This window comes from Streptomyces sp. NPDC006384, assembly GCF_042870695.1.
Classification (GTDB): Bacteria; Actinomycetota; Actinomycetes; order Streptomycetales; family Streptomycetaceae; genus Streptomyces.
The window spans coordinates 132228-157204 of the sequence record NZ_JBIAHR010000020.1 but is presented as its reverse complement, the minus strand read 5'-3'; the positions used below and the strand labels follow the sequence as shown (position 1 = coordinate 157204).

24 protein-coding genes and 1 tRNA gene are annotated in these 24977 nt (G+C 71.8%); 24 read left to right on the top strand and 1 reads right to left on the bottom strand.

Annotated elements, in window-relative coordinates:
• From ACFYOJ_RS25775 to ACFYOJ_RS25690, 18 genes are all read left to right on the top strand, one after another.
• On the top strand, positions 1–228 hold a 228-nt coding region (locus ACFYOJ_RS25775), incomplete at its 5' end, for a biotin/lipoyl-containing protein (protein ID WP_356554313.1).
• A 5-nt stretch (positions 229–233) separates the two neighbouring features.
• Positions 234–1130 (top strand): hypothetical protein, encoded by an 897-nt coding sequence (locus tag ACFYOJ_RS25770; protein WP_356554312.1) that lies wholly within the window; start codon positions 234–236, stop codon positions 1128–1130.
• Positions 1117–1248 (top strand): hypothetical protein, encoded by a 132-nt coding sequence (locus ACFYOJ_RS25765; protein ID WP_356554310.1) that lies wholly within the window; start codon positions 1117–1119, stop codon positions 1246–1248. Before ACFYOJ_RS25770 ends, ACFYOJ_RS25765 begins: the two co-directional genes overlap by 14 nt.
• A gap of 58 nt (positions 1249–1306) precedes the next feature.
• Complete coding sequence (locus ACFYOJ_RS25760) at positions 1307–2773, top strand: FAD-dependent monooxygenase (protein ID WP_356554309.1); 1467 nt, start codon at positions 1307–1309, stop codon at positions 2771–2773.
• Positions 2774–2814: 41 nt separating this feature from the next.
• Positions 2815–3144: a TcmI family type II polyketide cyclase gene (locus tag ACFYOJ_RS25755; RefSeq protein ID WP_356554307.1), complete on the top strand. Its 330-nt coding sequence runs from the start codon at positions 2815–2817 to the stop codon at positions 3142–3144.
• Complete coding sequence (locus tag ACFYOJ_RS25750; protein ID WP_356554305.1) at positions 3141–4412, top strand: beta-ketoacyl-[acyl-carrier-protein] synthase family protein; 1272 nt, start codon at positions 3141–3143, stop codon at positions 4410–4412. Before ACFYOJ_RS25755 ends, ACFYOJ_RS25750 begins: the two co-directional genes overlap by 4 nt.
• Positions 4409–5626, top strand: a complete 1218-nt coding sequence (locus ACFYOJ_RS25745) for a ketosynthase chain-length factor (RefSeq protein WP_356554303.1) — start codon at positions 4409–4411, stop codon at positions 5624–5626. Before ACFYOJ_RS25750 ends, ACFYOJ_RS25745 begins: the two co-directional genes overlap by 4 nt.
• 220 nt (positions 5627–5846) lie before the next feature.
• A complete protein-coding gene (locus ACFYOJ_RS25740) occupies positions 5847–6119 on the top strand; it encodes an acyl carrier protein (protein WP_356554301.1) in 273 nt (90 codons plus the stop codon).
• 104 nt (positions 6120–6223) lie between these two features.
• Positions 6224–7009 (top strand): 3-oxoacyl-ACP reductase FabG, encoded by a 786-nt coding sequence (gene fabG, locus ACFYOJ_RS25735; RefSeq protein ID WP_356554299.1) that lies wholly within the window; start codon positions 6224–6226, stop codon positions 7007–7009.
• Between the two features lie 38 nt (positions 7010–7047).
• A complete protein-coding gene (locus ACFYOJ_RS25730) occupies positions 7048–7992 on the top strand; it encodes an aromatase/cyclase (protein ID WP_356554297.1) in 945 nt (314 codons plus the stop codon).
• 3 nt (positions 7993–7995) lie between these two features.
• Complete coding sequence (locus tag ACFYOJ_RS25725) at positions 7996–10350, top strand: SDR family oxidoreductase (protein WP_356554296.1); 2355 nt, start codon at positions 7996–7998, stop codon at positions 10348–10350.
• Between the two features lie 4 nt (positions 10351–10354).
• Entirely contained in the window at positions 10355–11815 is a 1461-nt protein-coding gene (locus tag ACFYOJ_RS25720; RefSeq protein WP_356554295.1) for an MFS transporter, read from the top strand.
• 35 nt (positions 11816–11850) lie between these two features.
• Positions 11851–12300, top strand: a complete 450-nt coding sequence (locus ACFYOJ_RS25715) for an acyl carrier protein (protein WP_356554294.1) — start codon at positions 11851–11853, stop codon at positions 12298–12300.
• Positions 12297–13106, top strand: a complete 810-nt coding sequence (locus ACFYOJ_RS25710; RefSeq protein WP_356554292.1) for a 4'-phosphopantetheinyl transferase superfamily protein — start codon at positions 12297–12299, stop codon at positions 13104–13106. Before ACFYOJ_RS25715 ends, ACFYOJ_RS25710 begins: the two co-directional genes overlap by 4 nt.
• A 7-nt stretch (positions 13107–13113) precedes the next feature.
• Positions 13114–14733, top strand: a complete 1620-nt coding sequence (locus tag ACFYOJ_RS25705) for an acyl-CoA carboxylase subunit beta (protein WP_356554291.1) — start codon at positions 13114–13116, stop codon at positions 14731–14733.
• Positions 14730–15008 carry an acyl-CoA carboxylase subunit epsilon gene (locus ACFYOJ_RS25700; RefSeq protein WP_356554290.1) on the top strand — a complete coding sequence of 93 codons (279 nt, stop codon included), beginning with the start codon at positions 14730–14732 and terminating at the stop codon, positions 15006–15008. The genes ACFYOJ_RS25705 and ACFYOJ_RS25700 overlap by 4 nt, the downstream gene beginning before the upstream one ends.
• Entirely contained in the window at positions 15005–15583 is a 579-nt protein-coding gene (locus ACFYOJ_RS25695) for a nuclear transport factor 2 family protein (protein ID WP_356554289.1), read from the top strand. Before ACFYOJ_RS25700 ends, ACFYOJ_RS25695 begins: the two co-directional genes overlap by 4 nt.
• A gap of 29 nt (positions 15584–15612) precedes the next feature.
• Positions 15613–15939 carry an acyl carrier protein gene (locus ACFYOJ_RS25690; protein WP_356554288.1) on the top strand — a complete coding sequence of 109 codons (327 nt, stop codon included), beginning with the start codon at positions 15613–15615 and terminating at the stop codon, positions 15937–15939.
• A 157-nt stretch (positions 15940–16096) separates the two neighbouring features.
• On the opposite strand, the gene ACFYOJ_RS25685 is transcribed toward ACFYOJ_RS25690, so the two are convergent.
• Positions 16097–16183: transfer RNA gene (locus tag ACFYOJ_RS25685), tRNA-Leu, on the bottom strand.
• Between the two features lie 536 nt (positions 16184–16719).
• On the opposite strand from ACFYOJ_RS25685, the gene ACFYOJ_RS25680 reads away from it, so the two are divergent.
• The 6 genes from ACFYOJ_RS25680 (at position 16720) to pknB (ending at position 24943) form a co-directional block, all read left to right on the top strand.
• Positions 16720–17586: a DUF3662 and FHA domain-containing protein gene (locus ACFYOJ_RS25680; protein WP_356554286.1), complete on the top strand. Its 867-nt coding sequence runs from the start codon at positions 16720–16722 to the stop codon at positions 17584–17586.
• A gap of 10 nt (positions 17587–17596) precedes the next feature.
• Positions 17597–18115, top strand: a complete 519-nt coding sequence (gene fhaB / locus ACFYOJ_RS25675) for an antibiotic biosynthesis regulator FhaB (RefSeq protein ID WP_356554285.1) — start codon at positions 17597–17599, stop codon at positions 18113–18115.
• A gap of 141 nt (positions 18116–18256) precedes the next feature.
• Positions 18257–19798 (top strand): Stp1/IreP family PP2C-type Ser/Thr phosphatase, encoded by a 1542-nt coding sequence (locus ACFYOJ_RS25670; RefSeq protein WP_356554283.1) that lies wholly within the window; start codon positions 18257–18259, stop codon positions 19796–19798.
• 27 nt (positions 19799–19825) lie between these two features.
• Positions 19826–21271 carry an FtsW/RodA/SpoVE family cell cycle protein gene (locus ACFYOJ_RS25665; protein WP_356554282.1) on the top strand — a complete coding sequence of 482 codons (1446 nt, stop codon included), beginning with the start codon at positions 19826–19828 and terminating at the stop codon, positions 21269–21271.
• Positions 21268–22740: a penicillin-binding transpeptidase domain-containing protein gene (locus ACFYOJ_RS25660; RefSeq protein ID WP_356554280.1), complete on the top strand. Its 1473-nt coding sequence runs from the start codon at positions 21268–21270 to the stop codon at positions 22738–22740. Before ACFYOJ_RS25665 ends, ACFYOJ_RS25660 begins: the two co-directional genes overlap by 4 nt.
• A 190-nt stretch (positions 22741–22930) precedes the next feature.
• Positions 22931–24943 (top strand): Stk1 family PASTA domain-containing Ser/Thr kinase, encoded by a 2013-nt coding sequence (pknB, locus tag ACFYOJ_RS25655; RefSeq protein WP_356554278.1) that lies wholly within the window; start codon positions 22931–22933, stop codon positions 24941–24943.
• Positions 24944–24977: the final 34 nt, after the last annotated feature.

Here is a 24977-nt window from a genome sequence, read left to right as displayed (position 1 = left end):
CCCGCCGCCTCCGGCGACACCCTCGCCTCCCCGATGCAGGGCACCATCGTCAAGATCGCCGTCGAGGAGGGCCAGCAGGTCCAGGAGGGCGACCTGATCGTCGTGCTCGAGGCCATGAAGATGGAACAGCCCCTCAACGCCCACAAGTCCGGCACCGTCAAAGGCCTGACCGCCGAGGTCGGCGCCTCCCTCACCTCGGGCGCCGCGATCTGCGAGATCAAGGACTGACACCCGTGGCAGCACTCAGCTATTCCGAAGCCGTGAGCGAAGCGCTGGAGCGTCTGCGACCGGTCGGTTTCGAGCACGGCAGAAGCTTCGTCAACCACGCTCCGATGGCCGCCGAGGCCCTCGCCCACATGGGGTACGCCGACGAGGTGCCGGCGTGGGTCGAACGGAATCTGCGCAGCCGCTCCTATCACGACGTGCCCGAGCGCCGCTGGCCCATCGACCCCGACGACCCCGGCGACTGGCGGGCCGCACTCGGCGATTTCTCCCGGGTGGCCGACTGGACGGCGCTCTTCGAAAGGGAGCTGGCGCTGAGCCCGTGGGCCCAGGTGCTGGCCCGCTGGTGGCCGCGGTTGCTGCCCGGCATGTCCGCGGTGCTCACACACGGAGTGATCCGTACCGCGCACGCGGTCCGCGCGGTGGCCGCCTCTTCCGGCGACAGCCGGTTCCAGCTGGGCGAACTGGCGCAGGGCCTGGGGTACTGGGCCGCACGCCACTCGACCCACGGCATCGCCGCCGGCCCCGAGGACGTACCGGTCCCCGCCGGCGTGGCCGGCCCCGGCGGTGTCACGGCCACGGGCGACGGCCCGGCCACCGGGAACGACGGACGCGACCCGGCCGCGCGCGCACTGGACGCGCTCGTCGCCGAGTACGCCGGGATCTACGCCGCCGTCTCCCCCCACCACCCGATCCCGCTGATCCACGCGATCACCGGGCCCGCGGCCGTGCGCCTGGTGGTCGGGCATCTGCCGCCCGCCCAGCGCCGCCCGTCCTACCTGACCGCGCGGGCCGTCAGCCGCACGATGCTCGACTGGTTCCGCACGGCGCCCCACCCCGCGCCCCCCCGCACCGGTGGACGCCCCCGCCCTGACGGAGGTCTTCGCGCGGGCCGTGGAGATCGGTGACGAGCACACCATCAAACTCGCCGAGGTCGCGGTGCGCCACGAGGCGTTCTCACCCGATCCCAGGCACGCGGCGGCCGCGCACGTGGCGAACCAGGCCATCGGACGCCTGTACCGCTGAACCGCCCCACACCCGTTCCCTGCCCCGCCCGCCCGGTGGGGAGTTCCCGAGGAGTGTCATGGACGCACAAGTCATCGTCGTGGGCGCCGGGCCGGCCGGCATGATGCTCGCGGGCGAGCTGCGGCTCGCGGGCGTCGACGTCGTCGTACTGGAGAAGCTCGCCGCACGCACCGGAGAATCACGGGGCCTCGGCTTCACCGCACGCACCATGGAGGTCTTCGACCAACGGGGCCTGTTGTCCGGGTTCGGGGACGTCGAGGTCAGCAATGTGGGCCACTTCGGCGGCCTGCCGGTGGACTTCGGCGTGCTCGACGGTGCCCACCAGGCGGCCAAGAGCGTTCCGCAGTCGGTCACCGAGACCGTTCTGGAGGAGTGGTGCACCCGGCTCGGCGCCGACCTGCGACGCCGCCACGAGGTGCGGTCCGTCACCGAGAAGGAGGACTGCGTCGAGGTGGAGGTGAGCGGTCCCGACGGAGTGCACCGGCTGCGCTGCGAGTACCTGGTCGGCTGCGACGGCGGCCGCTCCGTGATCCGCAAGAAGGCCGGCTTCGACTTCCCGGGCACGCCCTCGTCCCTGGAGATGTACCTCGCCGACGTCAAGGGCGTGGACCTGCAGCCCCGGATGATCGGTGAGACCCTGGACGGCGGCATGGTCATGGTCGGCCCGCTGCCGGGCGGGATCACCCGGCTGATCGTGTGCGAGCGCGGCACCCCGCCCAAGCGGCGCGAGCAGCCCCCGGCCTGGGACGAGGTCTCCGCGGCCTGGCAGCGGCTGACCGGCGACGACATCTCGCACGCCGAACCGGTGTGGCTGTCGGCCTTCGGCGACGGCACGCGGCAGGTCACCGAGTACCGGCGCGGCCGGGTCTTCCTCGCCGGCGACTCCGCCCACATCCACCTCCCGGCCGGCGGCCAGGGCATGAACACCAGCATCCAGGACTCGGTCAACCTCGGCTGGAAGCTCGGCGCCGTGGTGCGCGGCCGGGCCCCCGAGTCGCTGCTCGACAGCTACCACGCCGAACGCCACCCGGTGGGGGAGCGGCTGCTGATGAACACCCGGGCCCAGGGACTGCTGTTCCTGTCCGGACCCGAGGTGCAGCCGCTGCGCGACGTACTGACCGAACTGATCCGCTACCCCGAGGTCAGCCGGCACTTCGCGGCGATGGTCTCGGGACTGGAGATCCGCTACGACCTCGACGGCGGCTCCCACCCGCTGCTCGGCCGGCGCCTGCCCGACGTGGAGCTGAGCGGCCACAAGCTGCTGTCCCGCAGCACCGAGGCGCTTCGGGCCGGGCGCGGTGTGCTGCTGGACCTCGCCGACAACGGCCGACTGCGCGAGCGGGCCCGGCCCTGGCTGGACCGGATCGACGTCGTGACCGCCGTCCCCGTGCTGCCCGAGGGCAGCGCCCTGACCCGCACCACCTCCGTACTGGTCCGCCCCGACGGCTACGTGGCCTGGGCGGCCCCCGGAAGCCACGCCGACCTGCCCATGGCCCTGGAGCGCTGGTTCGGACCGGCCCGCTGACCAGCCGCCCGTACCCGCCCCACCCGCCCAGAGGAGAGACCATGCACAGCACGTTGATCGTCGCCCGGATGGACCCGGGCAGCAGCGCCGAGGTCGCCCGGCTCTTCGGCGAGTTCGACGGCACCGAGATGCCCCGCCTGATGGGCACCCGGCGCCGCCAGCTCTTCGCCTACCGCGGCCTCTACTTCCACCTGCAGGACTTCGACGGCGACAACGGCGGTGAGCTGATCGAGAAGGCCAAGACCGACGACAGGTTCGTACGGATCAGCGAGGACCTCAAGCCGTTCATCCAGGCGTACGACCCCGCGACCTGGCGCTCACCCGCCGACGCGCTCGCCACCCGCTTCTACGACTGGGAAGGCCGGTCGTGAGCGCCAGACGAGTGGTCATCACGGGCGTCGGCGTCACCGCGCCCGGCGGGGTGGGCCGGAAGAACTTCTGGAGCCTGCTCAGCGAAGGACGCACGGCCACCCGGGGGATCACCTTCTTCGACCCCTCCGCCTTCCGGTCCCGGGTCGCCGCCGAGATCGACTTCGACCCCGAGGAACACGGACTGAGCCCCCAGGAGATCCGCCGGATGGACCGGGCCGCCCAGCTGGCGGTGGTCACCGCCCGCGAGGCACTCGCCGACAGCGGACTCGACCTGTCCGGCGCCGACCCGTACCGGGTCGGGGTCACGATCGGCAGTGCGGTCGGCGCGACCATGGGCCTCGACCAGGAGTACCGGGTCGTCAGCGACGGCGGCCGGCTCGACCTCGTGGACCACCGGTACGCGGTGCCGCACCTGTACAACTACCTCGTGCCCAGCTCCCTGGCCGCCGAGGTGGCGTGGGCGGCCGGCGCCGAAGGCCCGGCCACGGTCGTCTCCACCGGCTGCACCTCCGGGCTGGACTCCGTCGGACACGCGGTGGAGCTGATCCGCGAGGGTTCGGCGTGCGCCATGGTGGCCGGGGCCACCGACGCGCCCATCTCACCGATCACCCTGGCCTGCTTCGACGCCATCAAGGCCACCACGCCCCGCAACGACGACCCGGAGCACGCCTCGCGTCCCTTCGACGGCACTCGCAACGGTTTCGTGCTCGGCGAGGGCTCGGCGGTGTTCGTCCTGGAGGAGCTGGAGGCCGCCAGGCGGCGCGGCGCGCACATCTACGCGGAGATCTCCGGCTACGCCTCGCGCTGCAACGCCTTCCACATGACGGGTCTGCGCCCGGACGGCGCGGAGATGGCCGAGGCCATCACGGTCGCGCTGGACGAGGCCCGGCTCAACCCGGAGGACATCGACTACATCAACGCGCACGGTTCGGGCACCAAGCAGAACGACCGCCACGAGACCGCCGCCTTCAAGAAGAGCCTGGGCGACCACGCCTACCGGACCCCGGTGTCCTCCATCAAGTCCATGGTCGGACACTCGCTCGGCGCGATCGGCTCGATCGAGATCGCCGCCTCGGTCCTCGCCATGGAGCACGACGTGGTGCCGCCGACGGCCAACCTGCACACCCCCGACCCCGAGTGCGACCTGGACTACGTACCGCTGACGGCGCGCGAGCACCGCACCGACGCGGTGCTGACCGTCGGCAGCGGGTTCGGCGGCTTCCAGAGCGCGATGGTGCTCGCCCGACCGGAGAGGAGCGCCGCATGAGCACGGCCCCCGCACGGACCGTGGTGACGGGGCTCGGCATCGCCGCGCCCAACGGCCTGGGCACGGCCGACTACTGGGCGGCCACCCGGGCCGGCAAGAGCGGCATCGCCCGCGTCACCCGCTTCGACCCGACCTCCTACCCGGCGCGGCTGGCCGGCGAGGTGCCCGGCTTCGACGCGGCCGGCCACCTGCCGAACCGGCTGCTGGCACAGACCGACCGGATGACCCGACTCGCCCTCGTGGCGGCGGACTGGGCGCTGGCCGACGCGGGCACCGTCCCGGCCGACATGCCCGCCTACGACATGGGTGTGGTCACCGCGAGCTCCTCCGGCGGCTTCGAGTTCGGCCAGGGGGAGCTGCGCAAACTGTGGAGCCAGGGCAGCCAGTACGTGTCCGCCTACCAGTCCTTCGCCTGGTTCTACGCCGTCAACAGCGGCCAGATCTCCATCCGCAACGGCATGAAGGGCCCGAGCGGCGTCGTCGTGTCCGATCAGGCGGGCGGACTGGACGCGCTGGCGCACGCGCGGCGGCAGATCCGCAAAGGCACTCGGATGATCATGTCCGGCTCGATCGACGCCTCGATCTGCCCCTGGGGCTGGGTGGCCCAGCTGGCCGGTGGCCGGCTGACCACCGTGCAGGAGCCCGAGCGGGCCTATCTGCCCTTCGACACCGCGGCGAGCGGACACGTACCCGCCGAGGGCGGCGCACTGCTCGTCCTGGAGTCGGAACGGTCGGCGGCGGACCGGGGCGCCCGGGTGTACGGCGAGATCGCGGGCTACGGGGCCACGTTCGACCCCGCCCCCGGCAGCGGCCGGCCCCCGGGCCTGCGCAAGGCGGTCGAACTGGCCCTCGCCGACGCGGGCGTGGACTCGGGCGACGTCGACGTCGTCTTCGCGGACGCGGCCGCCGTACCGGAACTGGACCGGGTCGAGGCGGACGCGCTCAACGCGGTCTTCGGACCACACGGTGTCCCGGTCACCGCGCCCAAGACGATGACCGGACGCCTCTACTCGGGTGCCGCCCCGCTGGACGTGGCGACCGCCCTGCTCGCCGCCCGGGACGGCCTCGTACCCGCCACCACCAATGTCACCCCGGACGCCTCCTACGACCTGGACCTGGTCACCGATCCGCGTCCCGCCGACATCCGCACCGCCCTGGTTCTCGCCCGGGGCGAGTGCGGCTTCAACTCGGCCCTGGTCGTCCGCACCCCCTGACGTCCCGCCCCACGAGCACGGCCGGCCGCCGCCGGCCTCCCCGCCCCCACTGGCCGGCGGTCCCGGCTCCCGGCGGTCCCGGCTCCCCTGCTCCCCCGACGCGCCCGCCGCCCGGTCCGTCATCCGTCTCTCCCCCACCGGACCGGGCGGCGGGTGTTCGTCCGTCCGCGTCCCCGGATCCCGCCCGGGCGCGGAGCTCCTACAGAGAGGAATCCCACCCATGCCCGCGCAGTCCTTCACCCTCGACGACCTCAGGCGTGTCCTGCTGGAGGCCGCCGGCGCCGACGAGAGCGTGGATCTCGACGGCGACATCCTCGACACCGACTTCGAGGAACTCAGCTACGAGTCCCTGGCCATCCTCGAGACCTGCGGCCGCATAGAGCGGGAGTACGGCATCACGCTCGACGACTCCGTGGTGACCGAGGCGAAGACGCCCCGGGCCCTGCTGGGCCTGGTCAACACCCAGCTCACCGGCGTGGCCGCCGCCGCCTGACCCTCCCGCCCCGGCCCCACTGCCGCCGCGGCCCGGCCCCTCCGCCCGGCCGCGGCGGCCCCGGCGCAGCCGCCCACCCATCCACCCACAAGGGAGTACCAGTCATGTCCGACAAGCATCAGCGGGTCGCCCTCGTCTCCGGGGCCACCAGCGGCATCGGCCGCGCCACCGCGCGGCTGCTGGCCGAGCAGGGACACCGGGTCTTCATCGGCTCCCGCGCACCCGAGAACGTCAGCACCACCGTGAAGGAACTGCGCGCCGAGGGCCTCGAGGTCGACGGCTCCGTCCTCGACGTCCGCTCCGCGCTGTCGATCGAGACCTTCGTCCAGTCCGCCGTGGACCGCTACGGCGCCGTGGACGTCCTCGTCAACAACGCGGGCCGGTCCGGCGGCGGCGTCACCGCCGACATCGACGACGAGCTCTGGTACGACGTCGTCGAGACCAACCTGAACAGCGTCTTCCGGCTGACCCGCGCCGTCCTGACCACCGGCGGCCTGCGCGGCAAGAACCGCGGCCGGATCATCAACATCGCCTCCACCGCCGGCAAGCAGGGCGTGGTCCTCGGCGCCCCCTACTCCGCCTCCAAGCACGGAGTGGTCGGTTTCACCAAGGCTCTCGGCAACGAGCTCGCCCCCACCGGCATCACCGTCAACGCCGTCTGCCCCGGCTACGTGGAGACACCGATGGCGCAGCGCGTGCGTGCGGGGTACGCCGCCGCCTACGACACCACCGAGGACGCCATCCTCGACAGGTTCCAGGCCAAGATCCCGCTCGGGCGCTACTCCACGCCCGAGGAGGTCGCCGGCCTGGTCGGCTATCTCGCCTCCGACACCGCCGCGTCCATCACCGCACAGGCCCTGAACGTGTGCGGCGGCCTCGGCAACTTCTGACCCCGGTCACCACCGCCCACCCCGACGAGGAGATCCCCATGTCCGCACCCGAGCCACGGGAAGTCGAGCACGAGATCACGGTCTCGGCCCCGGCCGGCGACGTCTACCGGCTGATCGCCGATGTGACGAACTGGCCGCGCGTGTTCCCGCCGACCATCTACGTCGACCACCTGGAACGCTCCGGCGACGAGGAGCTGATCAGGATCTGGGCCACCGCCAACGGCGAGGCCAAGAACTGGACCTCGCGCCGGGTCCTGGACCCCGAGAACCTGCGGATCACCTTCCGGCAGCAGGTCTCCACACCGCCGGTCGCCGGCATGGGCGGTACCTGGATCGTCGAGCCCCTCGGCGAGCGCACCGCCCGCGTCCGGCTGCTCCACGACTACACCGCCGTCGACGACGACCCTGCCGGTCTGGCCTGGATCGAAGAGGCCGTCGACCGCAACTCCCGCACGGAGCTGGCGTCGCTGAAGACCAACGTCGAACTCGCCACCGCCGACGAGGAACTCACCTTCTCCTTCGAGGACACCATCGCCATCGACGGCTCCGCCAAGGACGCCTACGACTTCGTCAACGAGGCCGGCCGATGGGCCGAGCGGCTGCCGCACGTGGCGACCGTGCGCCTCACCGAGGACACCCCCGGCCTGCAGACCCTGGAGATGGACACCCGGGCCAAGGACGGCTCCACCCACACCACCCGCTCGTACCGGGTGTGCCTGGAGGGCCGGAAGATCGCCTACAAGCAGACCACACTGCCGGCTCTGATGAGCCTGCACACCGGCTACTGGACCTTCCGCGACACGGACACCGGCGCCCTCGCGTCCTCGCAGCACACCGTCGTACTGCGTCCCGAGAACATCGAGCGGATCCTGGGACCCGAGGCGGGGATCGCCGAGGCCCGCGAGTACGTGCGCACCGCGCTGAGCACCAACAGCCGGGCCACGCTGGGACACGCCCGGGACTACGCCGAGGCGAGGCGCTGACGCATGTCCGGTGCCGACACAGCCGATACGCAGGTCGTCGTGGTCGGTGCCGGCCCCGTCGGGCTGATGCTCGCCGGGGAACTGCGGCTCGGCGGCGTCGAGGTGACCGTGCTGGAACGGCTGGACACCCCGACCACCGAGTCCCGGGCCTCCACGCTGCATGCGCGGACGATGGAGATCCTCCGACAGCGCGGTCTGCTGGACACACCCGGAGGTTTCGCGGACCCCCTCCCGCCGTGCGAACCCAGGGGCCACTTCGGCGGCCTCCCCCTGGATCTCACGCTGCCCAGCTCCCACCCGGGCCAGTGGAAGGTCCCTCAGGTGCACACCGAGAAGATCCTCGGCGCCTGGGCACACCGCCTCGGTGCACGTGTGCTGCGCGGACACCACGTCGTCTCCGTCGGCCAGGACGCGCACCGGGCGCGGGTGGTGACCGAGCACGCGGGACGGCGCACCACGTTCACCGCCCACTACGCAGTCGGCTGCGACGGCGAGCGGTCGGCCGTGCGCCGGCTGGCCGGCATCGGCTTCCCGGGTGCCGACGCCGAGCGGGAACTCCTGCGCGCCGACGTCGCCGGCATCGAGATCCCCGACCGGCGCTTCCAGCGGCTGCCGAAGGGGCTGGCGATCGCGGCCCGGCGCGGCGACGGCGTCACCCGCGTGATGGTCCACCGTTTCGGCACCCCGCCGCGCGCCGCCGGTGAGCCGGGCTTCCCGGACGTCGTGTCGGCCTGGCGGGACGTCACCGGCGAGGACATCGCCGGTGGCACCCCCCTGTGGGTGAACTCCTTCGGGGACGCCTCCCGGCAGGCCGAGCACTACCGCCGAGGACGGATCCTGCTGGCCGGCGACGCCGCGCACCAGCAGATGCCGATCGGCGGCCAGGCGCTCAACCTGGGTCTCCAGGACGCGGTCAACCTGGGCTGGAAACTCGCGGCCACCGTGTCCGGCCGGGCTCCCGAAGGCCTCCTGGACACGTATCACGAGGAGCGGCACGCGGTCGGCCGGCGCGTGCTGTCCACCATCCGCGCGCAGGCCCGGCTGCTGCTGGGCGGTCCCGAGGTGGAGTCCCTGCGCTCGGTGATCGGCGAACTGATCCCGTACGAGCCGGTCCGGATGCACCTGGCCGGCCTGATCAGCGGTCTCGACATCCGTTACGAAGCAGACGAGGTCCCCGCCCCGGTGGGGGCGCGGCTGCCCGGCCCGCCGTCCGACGCCCACGGCACCGCAGCGGCAGCCCTGCGCCGGGCCCGCGGGGTGCTCCTCGTGACGGCCGGCGACGGGGAGCCGCGCGAGGCCCTCGTGCGCGCCGCGCTCCCGTGGGCCGGCGCCGTCGACACCGTGACCGTTCCGCCGGCCGGGGACGGCCCGCTGCGGGACGCCGCCGCCGTCCTCGTCCGTCCCGACGGCCACGTCGCCTGGACGGGCGACGCACCGGACGGCCTGCGGACGGCGCTCGCCCGCTGGTTCGTCCCCGACGAGGAGGCCGCGAGCGCCTCCCCCCGTGCCGAGCACACCGCCGGGCAGCGGCACCGCCCCGCGCACCGCACCGCCGCACGACACCAAGCCGCACGACCTCACGGCAGGAGAGAGAACATGGGCAGTCTGACCGGACGCACGGCGCTCGTCACGGGCGCCAGCCGGGGCATGGGACGGGCCACCGCCGAGCGGCTGGCCCGCGACGGCGCGCTCGTCGTCGTGCACTACGGCACCAGCGAGGACGCGGCCGCCGAGGTCGTCGACGGCATCGAGCGGGACGGCGGGCGGGCCTTCGCCGTACGGGCCGAACTCGGCGCCCCCGGCGACGTGCACGAGCTGTTTCTCGCCCTGGAGGAGGGTCTGAAGGAGCGCACCGGCTCCGCCGAACTGGACATCCTGGTCAACAACGCCGGGGTGATGGGCGGTGTCAAGCACGAGGACACCACGCCGGAGCAGTTCGACCGGATCGTCGCCGTGAACGCCAAGGCGCCGTTCTTCATCATCCAGAGGGCGCTCGCCAACATGCCCGACGGCGGCCGGATCGTGAACATCTCCTCCGGACTGACCCGGTTCGCCAACCCCGACGAGATCGCCTACGCGATGAGCAAGGGCGCGGTGGAGCAGCTCGCGCTGCACTTCGCGAAGGCACTCGGCCCGCGCCGCATCACGGTGAACAGCGTCGCCCCGGGCATCACCCGCAACGGCAACCCGGTGTTCGACGTCCCCGAGGCGGTCGAGGCGATGGCCGCGCTGTCCGCCTTCAACCGGGTCGGCGAACCGCAGGACGTCGCCGACGTCGTCGCCTTCCTGGTGTCCGACGACGCCCGCTGGATCACCGGCTCCTTCGTCGACGCCAGCGGCGGCACCCTCCTGGGATGACGTCATGACCAGGACCGTTCCAGGGACGGTGGACGACGCCGGGGAAGCCCGGTGGAGCCCTAGGCTGTGGGGGCTGCTGCTGGTCCTCGCCGGAAACATGCTCATCGACGCGCTCGAGGTGTCCGTGGCGGTCGTGGCGCTGCCCTCCATCGGCACGGACCTCGGGCTGCCCCTGACGAGCGCGCAGTGGGCGATGACCGGTTTCGCCGCCGGATTCGGCGCCCTCATGCTCTTCGGCACCCGGCTGGTGTCCCTGCTGGGCCACCGCCGGGTCTATCTGGTGGCGCTCCTCGGGTTCGCCGCCGCCTCCCTGCTCAGCGCCTTCGCCCAGGAGCCCGCGCTGCTCGTCGCGACCCGGCTGGTCAAGGGGTTCTGCGCCGCGCTGACGGCTCCCACCGGACTGGCCATCATCTCCACCGCCTTCCCCGAGGGCCGCGCCCGCAGCCGTGCGGTGTCCGTCTACACCCTCTTCGGCGCCGGCGGCTTCACCGTGGGCCTGTTGCTGTCCGGCTGGCTGAGCACGTACAGCTGGCGGCTGGCCTTCGCCTTCCCGGCCCCCGTCGTCCTGCTGCTCTTCGTCGCGGCACTGCGTCTCGTCCCCGACGGAGAGGGCACACCGGACGGCCGCCCGGCCGGGCCCCGGCACTACGGTGCGGGGGCCGCGGCCGCCCTCACGGGGGCACTGCTCGCCCTCGTGCACGGCATCACCGCGCTGCCCGGACACGGCTGGACCGACGTCCGCTTCCTCGGGTCCGTGACCGCGGCGGTCCTGCTGCTGGCAGGGTTCCGGGCGCTGGAACGTGCCGCGCCGGCCCCGCTGCTGCCGGTCCGGCTGCTGCGCAGCGGGGCCCTGATCCGCTCGGCCATCGGTGCGGCCTGCCTCAACGGCTCGTACCTCGGGCTGCTGGTCGTGCTGACGTACCAGGCGCAGACCGTCGCCGGCTGGTCACCGTTCGCGACGTCCGCGGCGCTGCTGCCGGCCGCCGTGCCGCCGGCGATCACCGCGCTCGCCTCGGGGCGGCTGATCGCCCGGTTCGGCGCGCCGCGCCTCGTCGCGGCCGGTGCCGCCAGCGCGTTCGCCGGCTGCCTGCTGCAACTGCGGTCCGGTGGGCTCCTGGACTACACCGGGCGGCTGCTGCCGACGCTGCTGCTGGTGGGGCTGGGCTTCGTGCTGTCCTTCGCCGCGCTCAACGCACAGGCCACGTCCGAGCTGGCACCCGCCGACCGCGGCGCGGGCAGCGGGCTCTACCAGACCGCCGTACAACTCGCCGCGGTCTTCGCGGTGGCGCTGGTCGCGGCGCTGCTCACCGGTTCGGGTGGGGACGGCGGGACCGCGGCGCGGCTCGACGCCTGCCGGCCGGCCCTGGCACTGGTGGCCGCTCTCGGTGGTCTCGGACTGCTCACCGGGCTCACCGGGCTCGTCCGTCCCGGCGCCGCAGGCCGCACGGCCGCACCCCTCACCTGACGTTCACTCCTTCTACTCCACGACGGGGCACGATCATGGATCTGACAACGGAGAACTGGGTCTTCGACGACCTCGACGACCTGGATGACCTCGACTACGAATTCGAACGAGATCACGTCGCCGAGCCGGAGCCGCCCGACCTGGCGCACCTGGCCGCGTGCGACCCGGCCGAGCGCATCCGCCTCGTCGACCTGTACGTACGGGACGAACTGGCCCGGGTGCTGCGGGTGGCGCCGGACACGATCGACACCGTGGGACGCCCCATGAACAGCCTCGGCATCGGGTCCATCAACGGCCTCGAACTGCAACGCCGCATGGAGTCCGTGCTGCGGGTCGACGTCAACCTCAACCGGCTGCTGCGGGCCAACAGCGCCGCCGAGCTCATCGACTGTCTGGCCGGGCAGCTCGGCCCCGGGGACAGCCGCCACAAACACGACGGGCGCAACGACCACCTCGTCTCGCACGACGTGCTGGGCACGACGTGATCGGGCAGCTCGAGCACCGGCCTCACGCGGCGGCCACCGCGCCGCGGCTGCCCGTGCCCGGGCACCTCGACGTATGGCTGGTACGCCGCCCACGGCTCGGCACGGCGGCCGGGACGCTCGCCCTGGGCGAGCTGAGCGAGCCGGAACGCCGGCGCACGGCCTCCTTCGTACGCCCCGCCGACGGGGTCACCTACGCGTCCGCGCACATCGCGCTGCGCCGGCTGCTCGGCGCCTACCTGGGGCTGCCGGCGGCCGATGTCCCGTTCGTGCGCGAGCCCTGCCCCGGGTGCGCCGGGCCGCACGGCAGGCCGGCCGTCCGTCACCCCGACCCGCCGCTGCACTTCTCCCTGGCGCACAGTCACGGCATGGCCGTGGTGGCCGTCTCCCGCGTCGTGCTCGGTGTGGACGTGGAGCGGCTGCCACGGCCCGAGACCGTCGAGGTGTGCACCGCGGCACTGCACCCCGACGAGCAGTCCGAGCTGGCGGAGCTGGGCACCGAGGAGCGGTGCCTGGCCTTCGGCCGGATCTGGAGCCGCAAGGAGGCCTACCTCAAGGCACTGGGCACCGGCCTCTCCCGTGACCCCGCCCTGGACTACCTGGGCGCCGACCAGGGCCGTCGGCCGGCCGGCTGGACACTGCTCGACCTGGCGTCCGGCCTCCGGCACAACGCCGCCGTCGCCGTGCGCGGCGCGCCGCCCGAGCGGGTCCGGGTGCGCTGGCTGCCGCCCACCACGACACACGTCGACGGGGCGGTGGACCTGGCCGCCGACGGTGTGACCACCCGCGTATCCGACTGGGGAGCGTGACACGACGATGACGACCGACCAGAGAACCGAGCACACGGCCGGGCGACAGCCGCTGCACCGGCGCGAGCACCGGGGCCAGTGGAGCGCCGAGGAGCGCATCGAGGAACTCGGACTGATCAAGCAGGCGGCCCGGCGCGGTGACCCCGCGGCCACCGAGCGGCAGCACGCCAAGGGAAAGCTCACCGCCCGCGAACGTATCGAACTGTTGCTCGATGAGGGCTCGTTCACCGAGGTCGAGATGTTGCGCCGGCACCGGGCCACCGGCTTCGGCCTCGAGGAGAAGCGCCCCTACACCGATGGCGTGATCACCGGCTGGGGCACCGTCCACGGACGCACGGTCTTCGTGTACGCGCACGACTTCCGGATGTTCGGCGGCGCCCTCGGCGAGGCCCACGCGCTGAAGATCCACAAGATCATGGACATGGCGATATCGGCCGGTGCACCCCTGGTGTCGCTCAACGACGGGGCGGGCGCCCGCATCCAGGAGGGCGTCTCCGCGCTCGCCGGCTACGGCGGCATCTTCCAGCGCAACACCAAGGCGTCCGGCGTCATCCCGCAGATCAGCGTGATGCTCGGCCCGTGCGCGGGCGGTGCCGCCTACTCCCCGGCGCTGACCGACTTCGTCTTCATGGTCCGTGACATCGCACAGATGTTCATCACCGGGCCGGACGTGGTGAAGGCGGTGACGGGCGAGGAGATCAGCCAGGACGCTCTTGGCGGCGCCGACGTCCACGCCGGCGCCTCCGGTGTCGCCCACTTCGCCTACGACGACGTGCTCACCTGCCTGGAGGACGTACGCCACCTGCTGTCCCTGCTGCCCGCCAACAACCGCGAGCTGCCACCGGCCGCGCCCGGCTCCGACCCGGCCGGCCGGCGCACCGACCGGCTGCTGGAGATCGTCCCCGACGACCCCGGCCGGGTCTACGACATCCGCGCCGTCATCGAGGAGATCGTGGACGACGGCGACTGCTTCGAGGTGCACCCCGACTGGGCGACCAACGTGGTGTGCGCCCTGTCCCGGCTCGACGGCGAGGTCGTGGGCATCGTCGCCAACCAGCCCACGTCGTACGCCGGCGTCCTGGACATCGACGCGAGTGAAAAGGCCGCGCGGTTCGTGCAGTTCTGCGACGCCTTCAACATCCCGCTGGTGACGCTGATCGACGTCCCGGGCTTCCTGCCCGGCGTCGACCAGGAGCACAACGGCATCATCCGGCGCGGGGCCAAGCTGCTGTACGCGTACTGCAACGCCACCGTGCCGCGCGTCTCCCTCGTACTGCGCAAGGCGTACGGCGGGGCGTACATCGTGATGGACTCCCGCTCCATCGGCTCCGACCTGGCGCTGGCCTGGCCGTCCAACGAGATCGCGGTCATGGGCGCCGAGGGCGCCGCCAACGTCGTCTTCCGCCGGGAGATCGCCGCGTCGGACGACCCCGAGGGCACCCGCGTGCAGAAGATCAAGGAGTATCAGGCGGAGCTGATGCATCCGTACTACGCCGCCGAACGGGGCCTCATCGACGATGTGATCGACCCGCGGGACACGCGGCGCGCCCTCACCGGTGCCCTGGCGATGCTGCGCAGCAAGCAGGCCGACCTGCCGTGCCGCAAACACGGCAACCCGCCGCAGTGAGCGGGACGAACGACGCGGACACCGCGGACGAGACCCCGGTGGTCCGGATCCTGCGGGGCCGGCCCACCCCCGCCGAGATCGCCGCCGTCACCAGCGTCCTGCTCGCCCGCGCCGCCGCCCTCGGCGCCACCCCGCCCGGCCCGCCCGGCACCCGGCCGACCGCGGGCTGGCGACGCCCGGAACGCACCGCCCGGCACCGCGACCCCCGGGGCTGGCACGCCGCCGCCGGCCCGGGCAGCGGACCGTCCACCGGAAAGGAGCACTTCACCTCATGACCCGCCCGCTCTTCGGCCCCGCCGCCGACACGGACACGGACACGGTCACCCTCGCCCGGACCGAACTCGACGCCCTGCGCGCCCAGGTCCGGGCCCTGAGCGACCGGACGGAGATCGCCGAGCTGGTCGACCGCTACGTCACCCTGCTGGACACCCAGGACGAGCACGGTTTCGACGACGGCTGGCCCGCACAGGTCTTCACCGAGGACTGCCTGCTGGAGTTCCCCGTCGGAACGGTGGAAGGACGGGACGGGGCGGCCGGCTTCCACTTCGACCGCAAGTCGCGGTTCGCCCGGACCCATCACCTGGCCTCCAACTACGGCATCACCACGGACGGCAGCACCGCCCGCGTCCGCGTCCACCTCGTCGCCTCGCACGTCCACCACGACGACGGCCCCGACCCCGGCGGCCGCTTCGACATCGGCGGTCACAGCGAGGCCGAGGCGGTCCGCACCCCGGACGGCTGGCGGATCCGCCGCTGGCGGTTCCACCTGACGTGGTCGGACGGGGCGGGCCCGCGACCCGGCCCCGAAGCGCACGCCCTGCGCACCTCCCAGCCACGCCCACGCACCTGACCGACCGCACCCGACGAAAGGACACCACCGTGCCGGGCAACCCGGTCCCCCCCGACACCGACGCCCTGCGAGACCTCCACGGCGCGGCCCGCGTGCGGGCCTTCGAGACGTTCCTGTGCCACAGCCTGGCACCCCACCTGCACGTCCCGCCGGCCCACCGGGTCTCCCTGACCCGGCCGCTGTACGCCCAGGGCATCGACTCGCTCACCGCGCTGGCCCTCCAGCGCACCCTGGAGTCGGCGCTGGGAGTCCCCGTCCCCTCGCACAAGCTGCTGCGGGAGCAGACCGTCGGAGAACTCGCCGCCGTCCTCAGCACCACGACGGAGAGCGAGGCACCCGGGCAGAGCACCATCTGAGCACCGGCCGCCGAACGCCGGCCTGTGAGTAAAGTCTCAGACCGCCGCACCATGACATCTCCATGGCATCTCCGCAGCCCAGCGCAGACCAGAACGGGGCGGCATCATCACGATGCCGCCCCGTCCTTTTGCGTATCCAGAACATCCGAGTGTTCTGTGGTGCGCGAGGGGGGAGTTGAACCCCCACGCCCTTGCGGGCACTGGAACCTGAATCCAGCGCGTCTGCCTATTCCGCCACCCGCGCATTGGGTGTGTCCTCGGGCTCCGTTCCTTTCGGCCCGGCGCCTTCCGACACGCAGAACATTAGCACGCCCCACGGGGTGGTTTCACATCCCTTCTCCGCAGGCCGGCGGACCGGACGGGCCGGCCGGGCACTCGCGGCGGCGCACACCCGTTCACGTATCAACCTCGTACCGGTCCCGCCCGTCTCCCCATGAGCGGGTGGGGGTCCGCGGCCCGGTGCGGGACACTGGTCCGCGGCCACCTCTACGATCCTGGGCATGCATCACGTGCCCGGGCACGCTCCGAACGGCTCGGGGAGTTCGAAGAGGAGCTCCGGCGGGAACTCCGAGAGGCGTCGACACCCGTCGACGGGGCCGACAGGGGGAACCAGCCGATCGACCGGCGCGTGGATACGATCAGTAAGCAGTACCAGGTAGGCAGTGCCCGTACACCAGGCACGAAGAGCAGTACGCAAGACGGCAGTACGCAGCACAGCAGCACGCAAGACGGCAGTACGCGAGACAGCGGACAGGACGGCAGCGACGGAGGAGGTGCCCCATGGGAGTCCTGAAGAAGTTCGAGCAGCGTCTCGAAGGTCTGGTCAACGGCACCTTCGCGAAGGTGTTCAAGTCCGAGGTGCAGCCCGTGGAGATCGCGGGAGCGCTCCAGCGCGAATGCGACAACAACGCGACCATCTGGAACCGCGACCGCACCGTCGTACCCAATGACTTCATCGTCGAGCTGAGCACGCCCGACTTCGAACGCCTCAGCCCCTACTCCGGCCAGCTCGGCGACGAGCTCGCCGGCATGGTGCGCGACTACGCCAAGCAGCAGCGCTACACCTTCATGGGGCCGATCAAGGTCCACCTCGAGAAGGCGGACGACCTCGACACCGGCCTGTACCGGGTCCGCAGCCGTACGCTCGCCTCCTCCAGCAACCAGCAGGGCGGCCCCGGCCCCGCCGCGCCCCCCGCCCCCACCGGACGGCCCGGCGCACCCGGCGGCTACGGCTACCCGCCCGCGGGCCCCGCGGGCGCCCCTCCCATGCCGGCCGCGCCGCCGCCCGGCGCACGCCCCGGCGGTTACGGCTACCCGCAGCCCGCGGGCGCCCACCAGCCCCCGGCCGCACCCGCGGCCGGCGGACGCACCCGCCACTGGATCGAGATCAACGGCACCCGCCATCAGATCTCCCGCGCGACCCTCGTCCTCGGCCGCAGCACCGAGGCCGACGTGCGGATCGACGACCCCGGCGTCTCCCGCCGGCACTGCGAGATCCGGACCGGAACGCCCTCGACGATCCAGGATCTCGGGTCCACCAACGGCATCGTGGTGGACGGGCAGCACACCACCCGCGCTACGCTCCGCGACGGCTCGCGGATCGTCGTGGGCAGCACCACCGTTATCTACAGGCAAGCCGAAGGGTGATCCGGGGGCAATGTCAGAGCTGACCCTCACGGTCATGCGGCTGGGTTTTCTCGCCGTACTGTGGCTGTTCGTGATCGTGGCCGTGCAGGTCATCCGCAGCGACCTGTTCGGCACACGGGTCACCCAGCGCGGAGCGCGGCGCGGCGCCGACCGGCCGCAGCAGACCGCCGCGCGCCAGGGCCAGGCGCCCCCGCCGCAGCGCCAGCAGGCGAGCGGCGGCCGGGGCCGCCGCGGCGCTCCCACCAAACTCGTGGTGACGGAGGGCACCCTCGCCGGCACCACCGTCGCCCTCCAGGGCCAGACCATCACGCTCGGCCGGGCACACGACTCGACGATCGTGCTGGACGACGACTACGCCTCCAGCCGCCATGCCAGGATCTACCCGGACCAGAACGGCCAGTGGATCGTCGAGGACCTGGGCTCCACCAACGGCACCTACCTGGACCGGGCCCGGCTGACGTCCCCCACGCCCATCGGCCCGGGGACGCCGATCCGCATCGGCAAGACCGTCATCGAGCTGCGGAAGTAGTGCTACACCAATGAATGAGCGCGAGCGGAGCGAGCACGCAGCAGCGGCCGGCCTTCCCGGCCCCGGCGCGCTCCCGACCGGAGGGTGGGCAGTGTGGCTCGACACGACCGGCTGCACGCGGAGCCGACGGGCGAGGTGCGCATGAGTCTGTCACTGCGTTTCGCCGCCGGATCGCACAAGGGCATGATCCGGGAGGGCAACGAGGACTCCGGCTACGCCGGTCCCCGGCTGCTCGCCATCGCCGACGGCATGGGCGGCCAGGCCGCCGGTGAGGTCGCCTCCTCCGAGGTGATCTCCACCATCGTCGCCCTCGACGACGACGTACCCGGCTCCGACCTCCTCACCTCCCTCGGCGCCGCCGTGCAGCGCGCCAACGACCAGCTGCGGCAGATGGTCGAGGAGGACCCCGCCCTCGAAGGCATGGGCACCACCCTCACCGCCCTGCTGTGGACCGGCCAGCGCCTCGGCCTCGTCCACGTCGGCGACTCCCGCGCCTACCTCCTGCGCGACGGCGTCCTCACCCAGATCACCCAGGACCACACCTGGGTGCAGCGCCTGGTCGACGAGGGCCGCATCACCGAGGAGGAGGCGGGCACCCACCCGCAGCGCTCCCTGCTGATGCGGGCGCTCGGCAGCGGCGACCACGTCGAACCCGACCTGTCGATCCGCGAGGTCCGGGCCGGCGACCGCTACCTCATCTGCTCCGACGGGCTCTCCGGCGTCGTCTCCCACCAGACGATGGAGGAGACCCTCGCCAGCTACCAGGGCCCCCAGGAGACCGTCCAGGAACTGATCCAGCTCGCCCTGCGCGGCGGCGGCCCCGACAACATCACCGTCATCATCGCCGACGTCCTCGACCTCGACACCGGGGACACCCTCGCCGGACAGCTGTCCGACACCCCCGTCGTGGTCGGCGCCGTCGCCGAGAACCAGGCCCAGTACGGCGACAACGGCATCATGCAGACCCCGGCCGGCCGCGCCGCCGGCCTCGGCCGCCAGGGACGCCGGCAGGGCGGCGGCGAGTTCGGGCCGCCCGGCGGGGGCGACATCACCGGCTACGTCCCCGCCCAGGGCTTCGGCGACTACGGCGACGACGACTTCGTCAAACCCCGCAGGAACCGCAAATGGCTCAAGCGGTCCTTCTACACCGCCCTCGCCCTCGCCGTCGTCGGCGGCGGCCTGTACGGCGGCTGGCGCTGGACCCAGACCCAGTACTACGTCGGCACCAACGACGACCACGTGGCCCTGTACCGCGGCATCAGCCAGGACCTGGCCTGGATCTCGCTGTCGAAGGTCCAGAAGGACCACCCCGAGATCGAACTCAAGTACCTGCCGCCCTACCAGCAGAAGCGGGTCGAGTCGGCCATCGCCGAAGGCGACCTGAACGACGCCCGGGCGAAGATCGAGGAACTGTCGGTCCAGGCCTCCGCCTGCAAGAAGCAGGCCGAGCGGCGCGCCGCGGACAGCCAGAACGCGAAGCCGGGCGAGGGCGAGGCCGGAGGCACCACGGGAACCACCCCCGCCTCCTTCACCACCAGGGCCACACCGTCCCCCAGCACGTCGGAGACCGCCGGGACGCCCGGCTCGTCCCCGACCCCGTCCACGACCGCACCCACCACCAGCCCCGGCCCCAGCCTCTCGGAGGAGGAGCAGAAGGTCGTCTCGCTGTGCGGCAAGCAGTAGGCAATCGGTGAGAGGCCCCTTCCCACGATGAGCAGTACTTCCAACTCGCCGACGCACCACACGTCCACGATCGGCTCCATCGGCGCGCCCAGCCGCCGCAACACCGAACTGGCGCTGCTGGTCTTCGCCGTCGTCATCCCGGTCTTCGCCTACGCCAACGTGGGCCTGGCCATCAACGACGAGGTCCCCGCCGGCCTGCTGAGCTACGGCCTCGGCCTCGGCCTCCTGGCCGGCGTCGGCCACCTGGTCGTCCGCAAGTTCGCCCCCTACGCGGACCCCCTGCTGCTGCCGCTGGCCACCCTGCTCAACGGCCTCGGACTCGTCGCCATCTGGCGCCTGGACCAGTCCGAACTCCTCCAGAGCATCAAACAGGCCGGCACCGCCGCGCCCCGCCAGCTGATGTACACCGCGATGGGCATCGCCCTGTTCGTCGCCGTGATGATCTTCCTCAAGGACCATCGCGTCCTGCAGCGCTACACCTACATCTCCATGGCCGGCGCCCTGTTCCTCCTGCTCCTGCCGCTGGTCCCGGGCCTCGGCAAGAACATCTACGGCGCCAAGATCTGGATCCAGGTCGGCTCCTTCTCCATCCAGCCCGGCGAGTTCGCCAAGATCGTCCTCGCGGTCTTCTTCGCCGGCTACCTGATGGTCAAGCGCGACGCCCTCGCCCTCGCCAGCCGCCGCTTCATGGGCCTCTACCTGCCCCGCGGCCGCGACCTCGGCCCGATCCTGGTGGTGTGGATGGTCTCCATCCTCATCCTGGTCTTCGAGACCGACCTCGGCACCTCGCTGCTCTTCTTCGGCATGTTCGTGATCATGCTGTACGTCGCCACCGAGCGGACCAGCTGGATCGTCTTCGGCCTGCTGATGTCCGCCGTCGGCGCCGTCGGCGTGGCGAGCTTCGAGCCGCACATCCAGACGCGTGTACAGGCCTGGCTCGACCCGATGCACGAGTACGAGCTCTCCCGCGCCGGCGTCCAGGACGGCGTCCTGCACTCCGAACAGGCCATGCAGGCCCTGTGGGCGTTCGGCTCCGGCGGCACCCTCGGCACCGGCTGGGGCCAGGGCCACTCCGAGCTGATCCGCTTCGCCGCCAACTCCGACTACATCCTCGCCACCTTCGGCGAGGAACTCGGCCTGGCCGGCCTCATGGCCCTCTTCCTGCTCTACGGCCTCATCGTCGAGCGCGGCATCCGCACCGCCCTCGCCGCCCGCGACCCCTTCGGCAAGCTCCTCGCCATCGGCCTGTCCGGCGCCTTCGCCCTCCAGGTCTTCGTCGTCGCCGGCGGTGTGATGGGCCTCATCCCGCTCACCGGTATGACGATGCCCTTCCTGGCCTACGGAGGCTCCTCCGTCATCGCGAACTGGGCGCTGATCGGCATCCTGCTGCGCATCAGCGACACCGCCCGCCGTCCGGCTCCCGCGCCCGCCGCCAACCCCGACGCCGAGATGACCCAGGTGGTCCGACCGTGAACAAGCCCCTGCGCCGCATCGCGATCTTCTGCGGCCTCCTGGTCCTCACCCTGCTCATCCGCGACAACTGGCTCCAGTACGTCAAGGCCGACGAACTGAGGACCGACGAGAACAACCGCCGCGTCGCCATCGAGCGCTACGCCACCCCCCGCGGCGACATCATCGTCGACGGCAAGGCCATCACCGGACACGCCACCACCGAGGGCGACTTCAAGTACAAGCGCACCTACAAGGACGGCGCCATGTGGGCGCCCGTCACCGGCTACGTCTCCCAGGCCTACGGCGCCACCCAGCTCGAGGCCATCAACGACGGCATCCTCACCGGCAACGACGACCGGCTCTTCTTCCGCAACACCCTCGACATGATCACCGGCAAGAAGCGCGAGGGCGGCAACGTCGTCACCACCCTCAACAGCGCCGCGCAGAAGGCCGCCTACGAGGGCCTGAGGAAGCAGGGCGGCAAGGGCGCCGTCGCCGCCATCGAGCCCTCCACCGGCAAGATCCTCGCCCTCGCCTCCTACCCCTCGTACGACCCCTCCACGATCGCCGGCGGCGGCAAGGCGGACGGCGAGGCCTGGAACCGGCTGCAGAAGAAGAACAACCCCGACGACCCGATGCTCAACCGCGCCCTGCGCGAGGTCTACCCGCCCGGCTCCACCTTCAAGGTGCTCACCGCGGCCGCCGCCCTGGAACACGGCCTGTACGACTCGGCGGACGAGAAGACCGACTCCCCGCTGCCGTGGACCATGCCCGGCACCACCACCGAGCTGCCCAACGAGGGCGACCTGCCCTGCGAGAACGCCAGCCTCCGCGAGGCGCTGCGGGTCTCCTGCAACACCGTCTTCGGCAAGATCGGCGCCGACCTCGGCAACGACAAGATGCTGGAGACCGCCAAGAAGTTCGGCTTCACCGAGGAGCAGTTCGTCCCCGTCCGCTCCAGCGCCTCCGTCTTCTCCGACGACATGAACGACTCGCAGACCGCGCTCTCCTCCATCGGCCAGTACAACACCGCCGCCACCCCGCTGCAGATGGCCATGGTCACCTCGGCCGTCGCCAACAACGGCACCCTGATGAAGCCGTACATGGTCGACGAGCTCCAGGCCCCCAGCCTCGACACCATCGAGAAGACGGACCCGCAGGAGATGGGCAAGCCGCTGTCCGCGGAGAACGCCCAGATCCTGCAGTCGATGATGGAGACCGTCGTCGAGGAGGGCACGGGAACCAAGGCACGCATCGACGGCGTCAAGGTGGGCGGCAAGACCGGCACCGCGCAGCACGGCGTCGACAACAGCGAGAACCCGTACGCCTGGTTCATCTCCTACGCCAAGGCCGACGACGGCAGCTCGCCGGTGGCGGTGGCCGTGGTGATCGAGGACGAGAACGCCAACCGTGACGACATCTCCGGCGGCGGCCTCGCGGCACCGATCGCGAGGAACGTGATGGAGGCCGTCATCAACAGCAAGAAGTGACCGAGCGCCGAAGGCGACGTGAGCCCGCTCACGCCGCCTTCGCATCGACGCACGTTGCGATACCGGTCCTGTATCGGGTACCGGGCTCGGCCGGATCACGCCGAGCGGGCCGGGTACGGTAGGCCGGACGGCAGCCTCCGACCGTACAAGCATGCCGGTCGGGACCGACGGAGAGGGCTGGTAGGTAACCATGGAAGAGCCGCGTCGCCTCGGCGGCCGGTACGAGCTGGGCCAGGTGCTCGGCCGTGGTGGCATGGCCGAGGTCTACCTCGCGCATGACTCCCGGCTCGGCCGCACCGTGGCGGTGAAGACGCTCCGCGCGGACCTCGCGCGCGATCCGTCCTTCCAGGCCCGGTTCCGCCGGGAGGCCCAGTCGGCCGCCTCGCTCAACCATCCCGCGATCGTCGCGGTCTACGACACGGGCGAGGACTACATCGACGGGGTCTCCATCCCGTACATCGTCATGGAGTACGTCGACGGCTCCACGCTCCGTGAGCTCCTCCACTCCGGCCGCAAGCTGCTGCCCGAGCGGGCCATGGAGATGACCATCGGCATCCTCCAGGCCCTGGAGTACTCGCACCGCGCCGGCATCGTCCACCGCGACATCAAACCGGCCAACGTCATGCTCACCCGCAACGGCCAGGTCAAGGTCATGGACTTCGGCATCGCCCGCGCCATGGGCGACTCCGGCATGACGATGACCCAGACCTCCGCCGTCATCGGCACCGCACAGTACCTCTCCCCGGAGCAGGCCAAGGGCGAACAGGTCGACGCCCGCTCCGACCTGTACTCCACCGGCTGCCTGCTCTACGAACTCCTCACCGTCCGGCCGCCGTTCGTCGGCGACTCCCCGGTCGCGGTCGCCTACCAGCACGTCCGCGAGGAACCGCAGGCCCCCAGCGTCTTCGACCCCGAGATCACGCCCGAGATGGACGCGATCGTCCTCAAGGCCCTGGTCAAGGACCCCGACTACCGCTACCAGTCGGCCGACGAGATGCGCGCCGACATCGAGGCCTGCCTCGACGGCCAGCCCGTCGCCGCCACCGCCGCGATGGGCGCCATGGCCGCCGGCGGCTACGGCGCCTACCCCGACGAGCAGCCCACCACCGCCCTGCGCTCCGACGCGGGCGCGGGCGCCACCACCATGCTGCCGCCCATGAACCCGGACGACGGCGGCTACGGCTACGACGACCGCCCCGGCCGGCGCCGCCAGCAGCCGCAGAAGAAGTCCCACACCTCCACGGTCCTCCTGGTCCTGGCCGGCATCCTCGTCCTCGTCGGCGCCGTCCTCATCGGCAAGTACGCCATCGGCGGCGGAGGCGTCGGCAACGACAACGTCCCCGTGCCGAACTTCGTCGGCCTCACCAAGCAGGAGGCCAGCAGCCAGGCGACCAACGCCGACCTGCAGGTGGCCTTCACCGAGAAGCCCTGCGAGGACCAGGCCAAGGGCAAGGTCTGCTCCCAGGACCAGAAGCCGTCCACCCAGGTCAAGAAGGACTCGACCGTCAACCTGGTCGTCTCGACCGGAGCACCGAAGGTCGACGTCCCGGACGTCGAGGGCATGACCTACAGCGAGGCGGAAGCCGCCCTGAAGGAGAAGGGCTTCGAGGTCGAGAAGGAGTCCAAGGAGTCCACGGAGACGCCGGACACGGTGCTCTCCCAGGACCCCGCGGGCGGCACCTCGCGCGAGAAGGGCTCCACCGTCACGCTCACCGTCGCCCGGGAGACCTCCCAGGTGACCGTGCCCAGCCTGCTGGGCCTGAGCCCCGCCGACGCCGAGAAGCGCCTGAACGAGAAGGGCCTCGTCCTCGGCACCCAGACGCAGGAGGAGTCCACCGCCCAGGCGGAGGGCACGATCTTCGAGCAGAACTTCGCCCCGGGCACCGACGTCGACCGCGGCAGCACGGTCAACGTGAAGATCGCCAAGGCGCCGGCGGAGGAGAAGTTCGCCATGCCGAAGGTGACCCAGATCCCCGTCGGCCAGGCCAAGCAGATCCTCGCCCAGCACGGCCTGCAGCTCGACAAGGTCGAGGGCAGCGGCGACGACAACGCCATGGTGGTCGCGAGCAACCCGCAGGAGGGCCAGGAGGTCAAGAAGGGCGACAAGGTCGTCCTCTTCGCCGCCGGCGGCAACAACGGCAACGGCAACGGCGGTGGCGACAACGGCGGCTTCATCGGCGGCCTCGGCCACCACGACGACTGACGCCACCGCACGCTCAAGGCGGAGCCCCAGACCT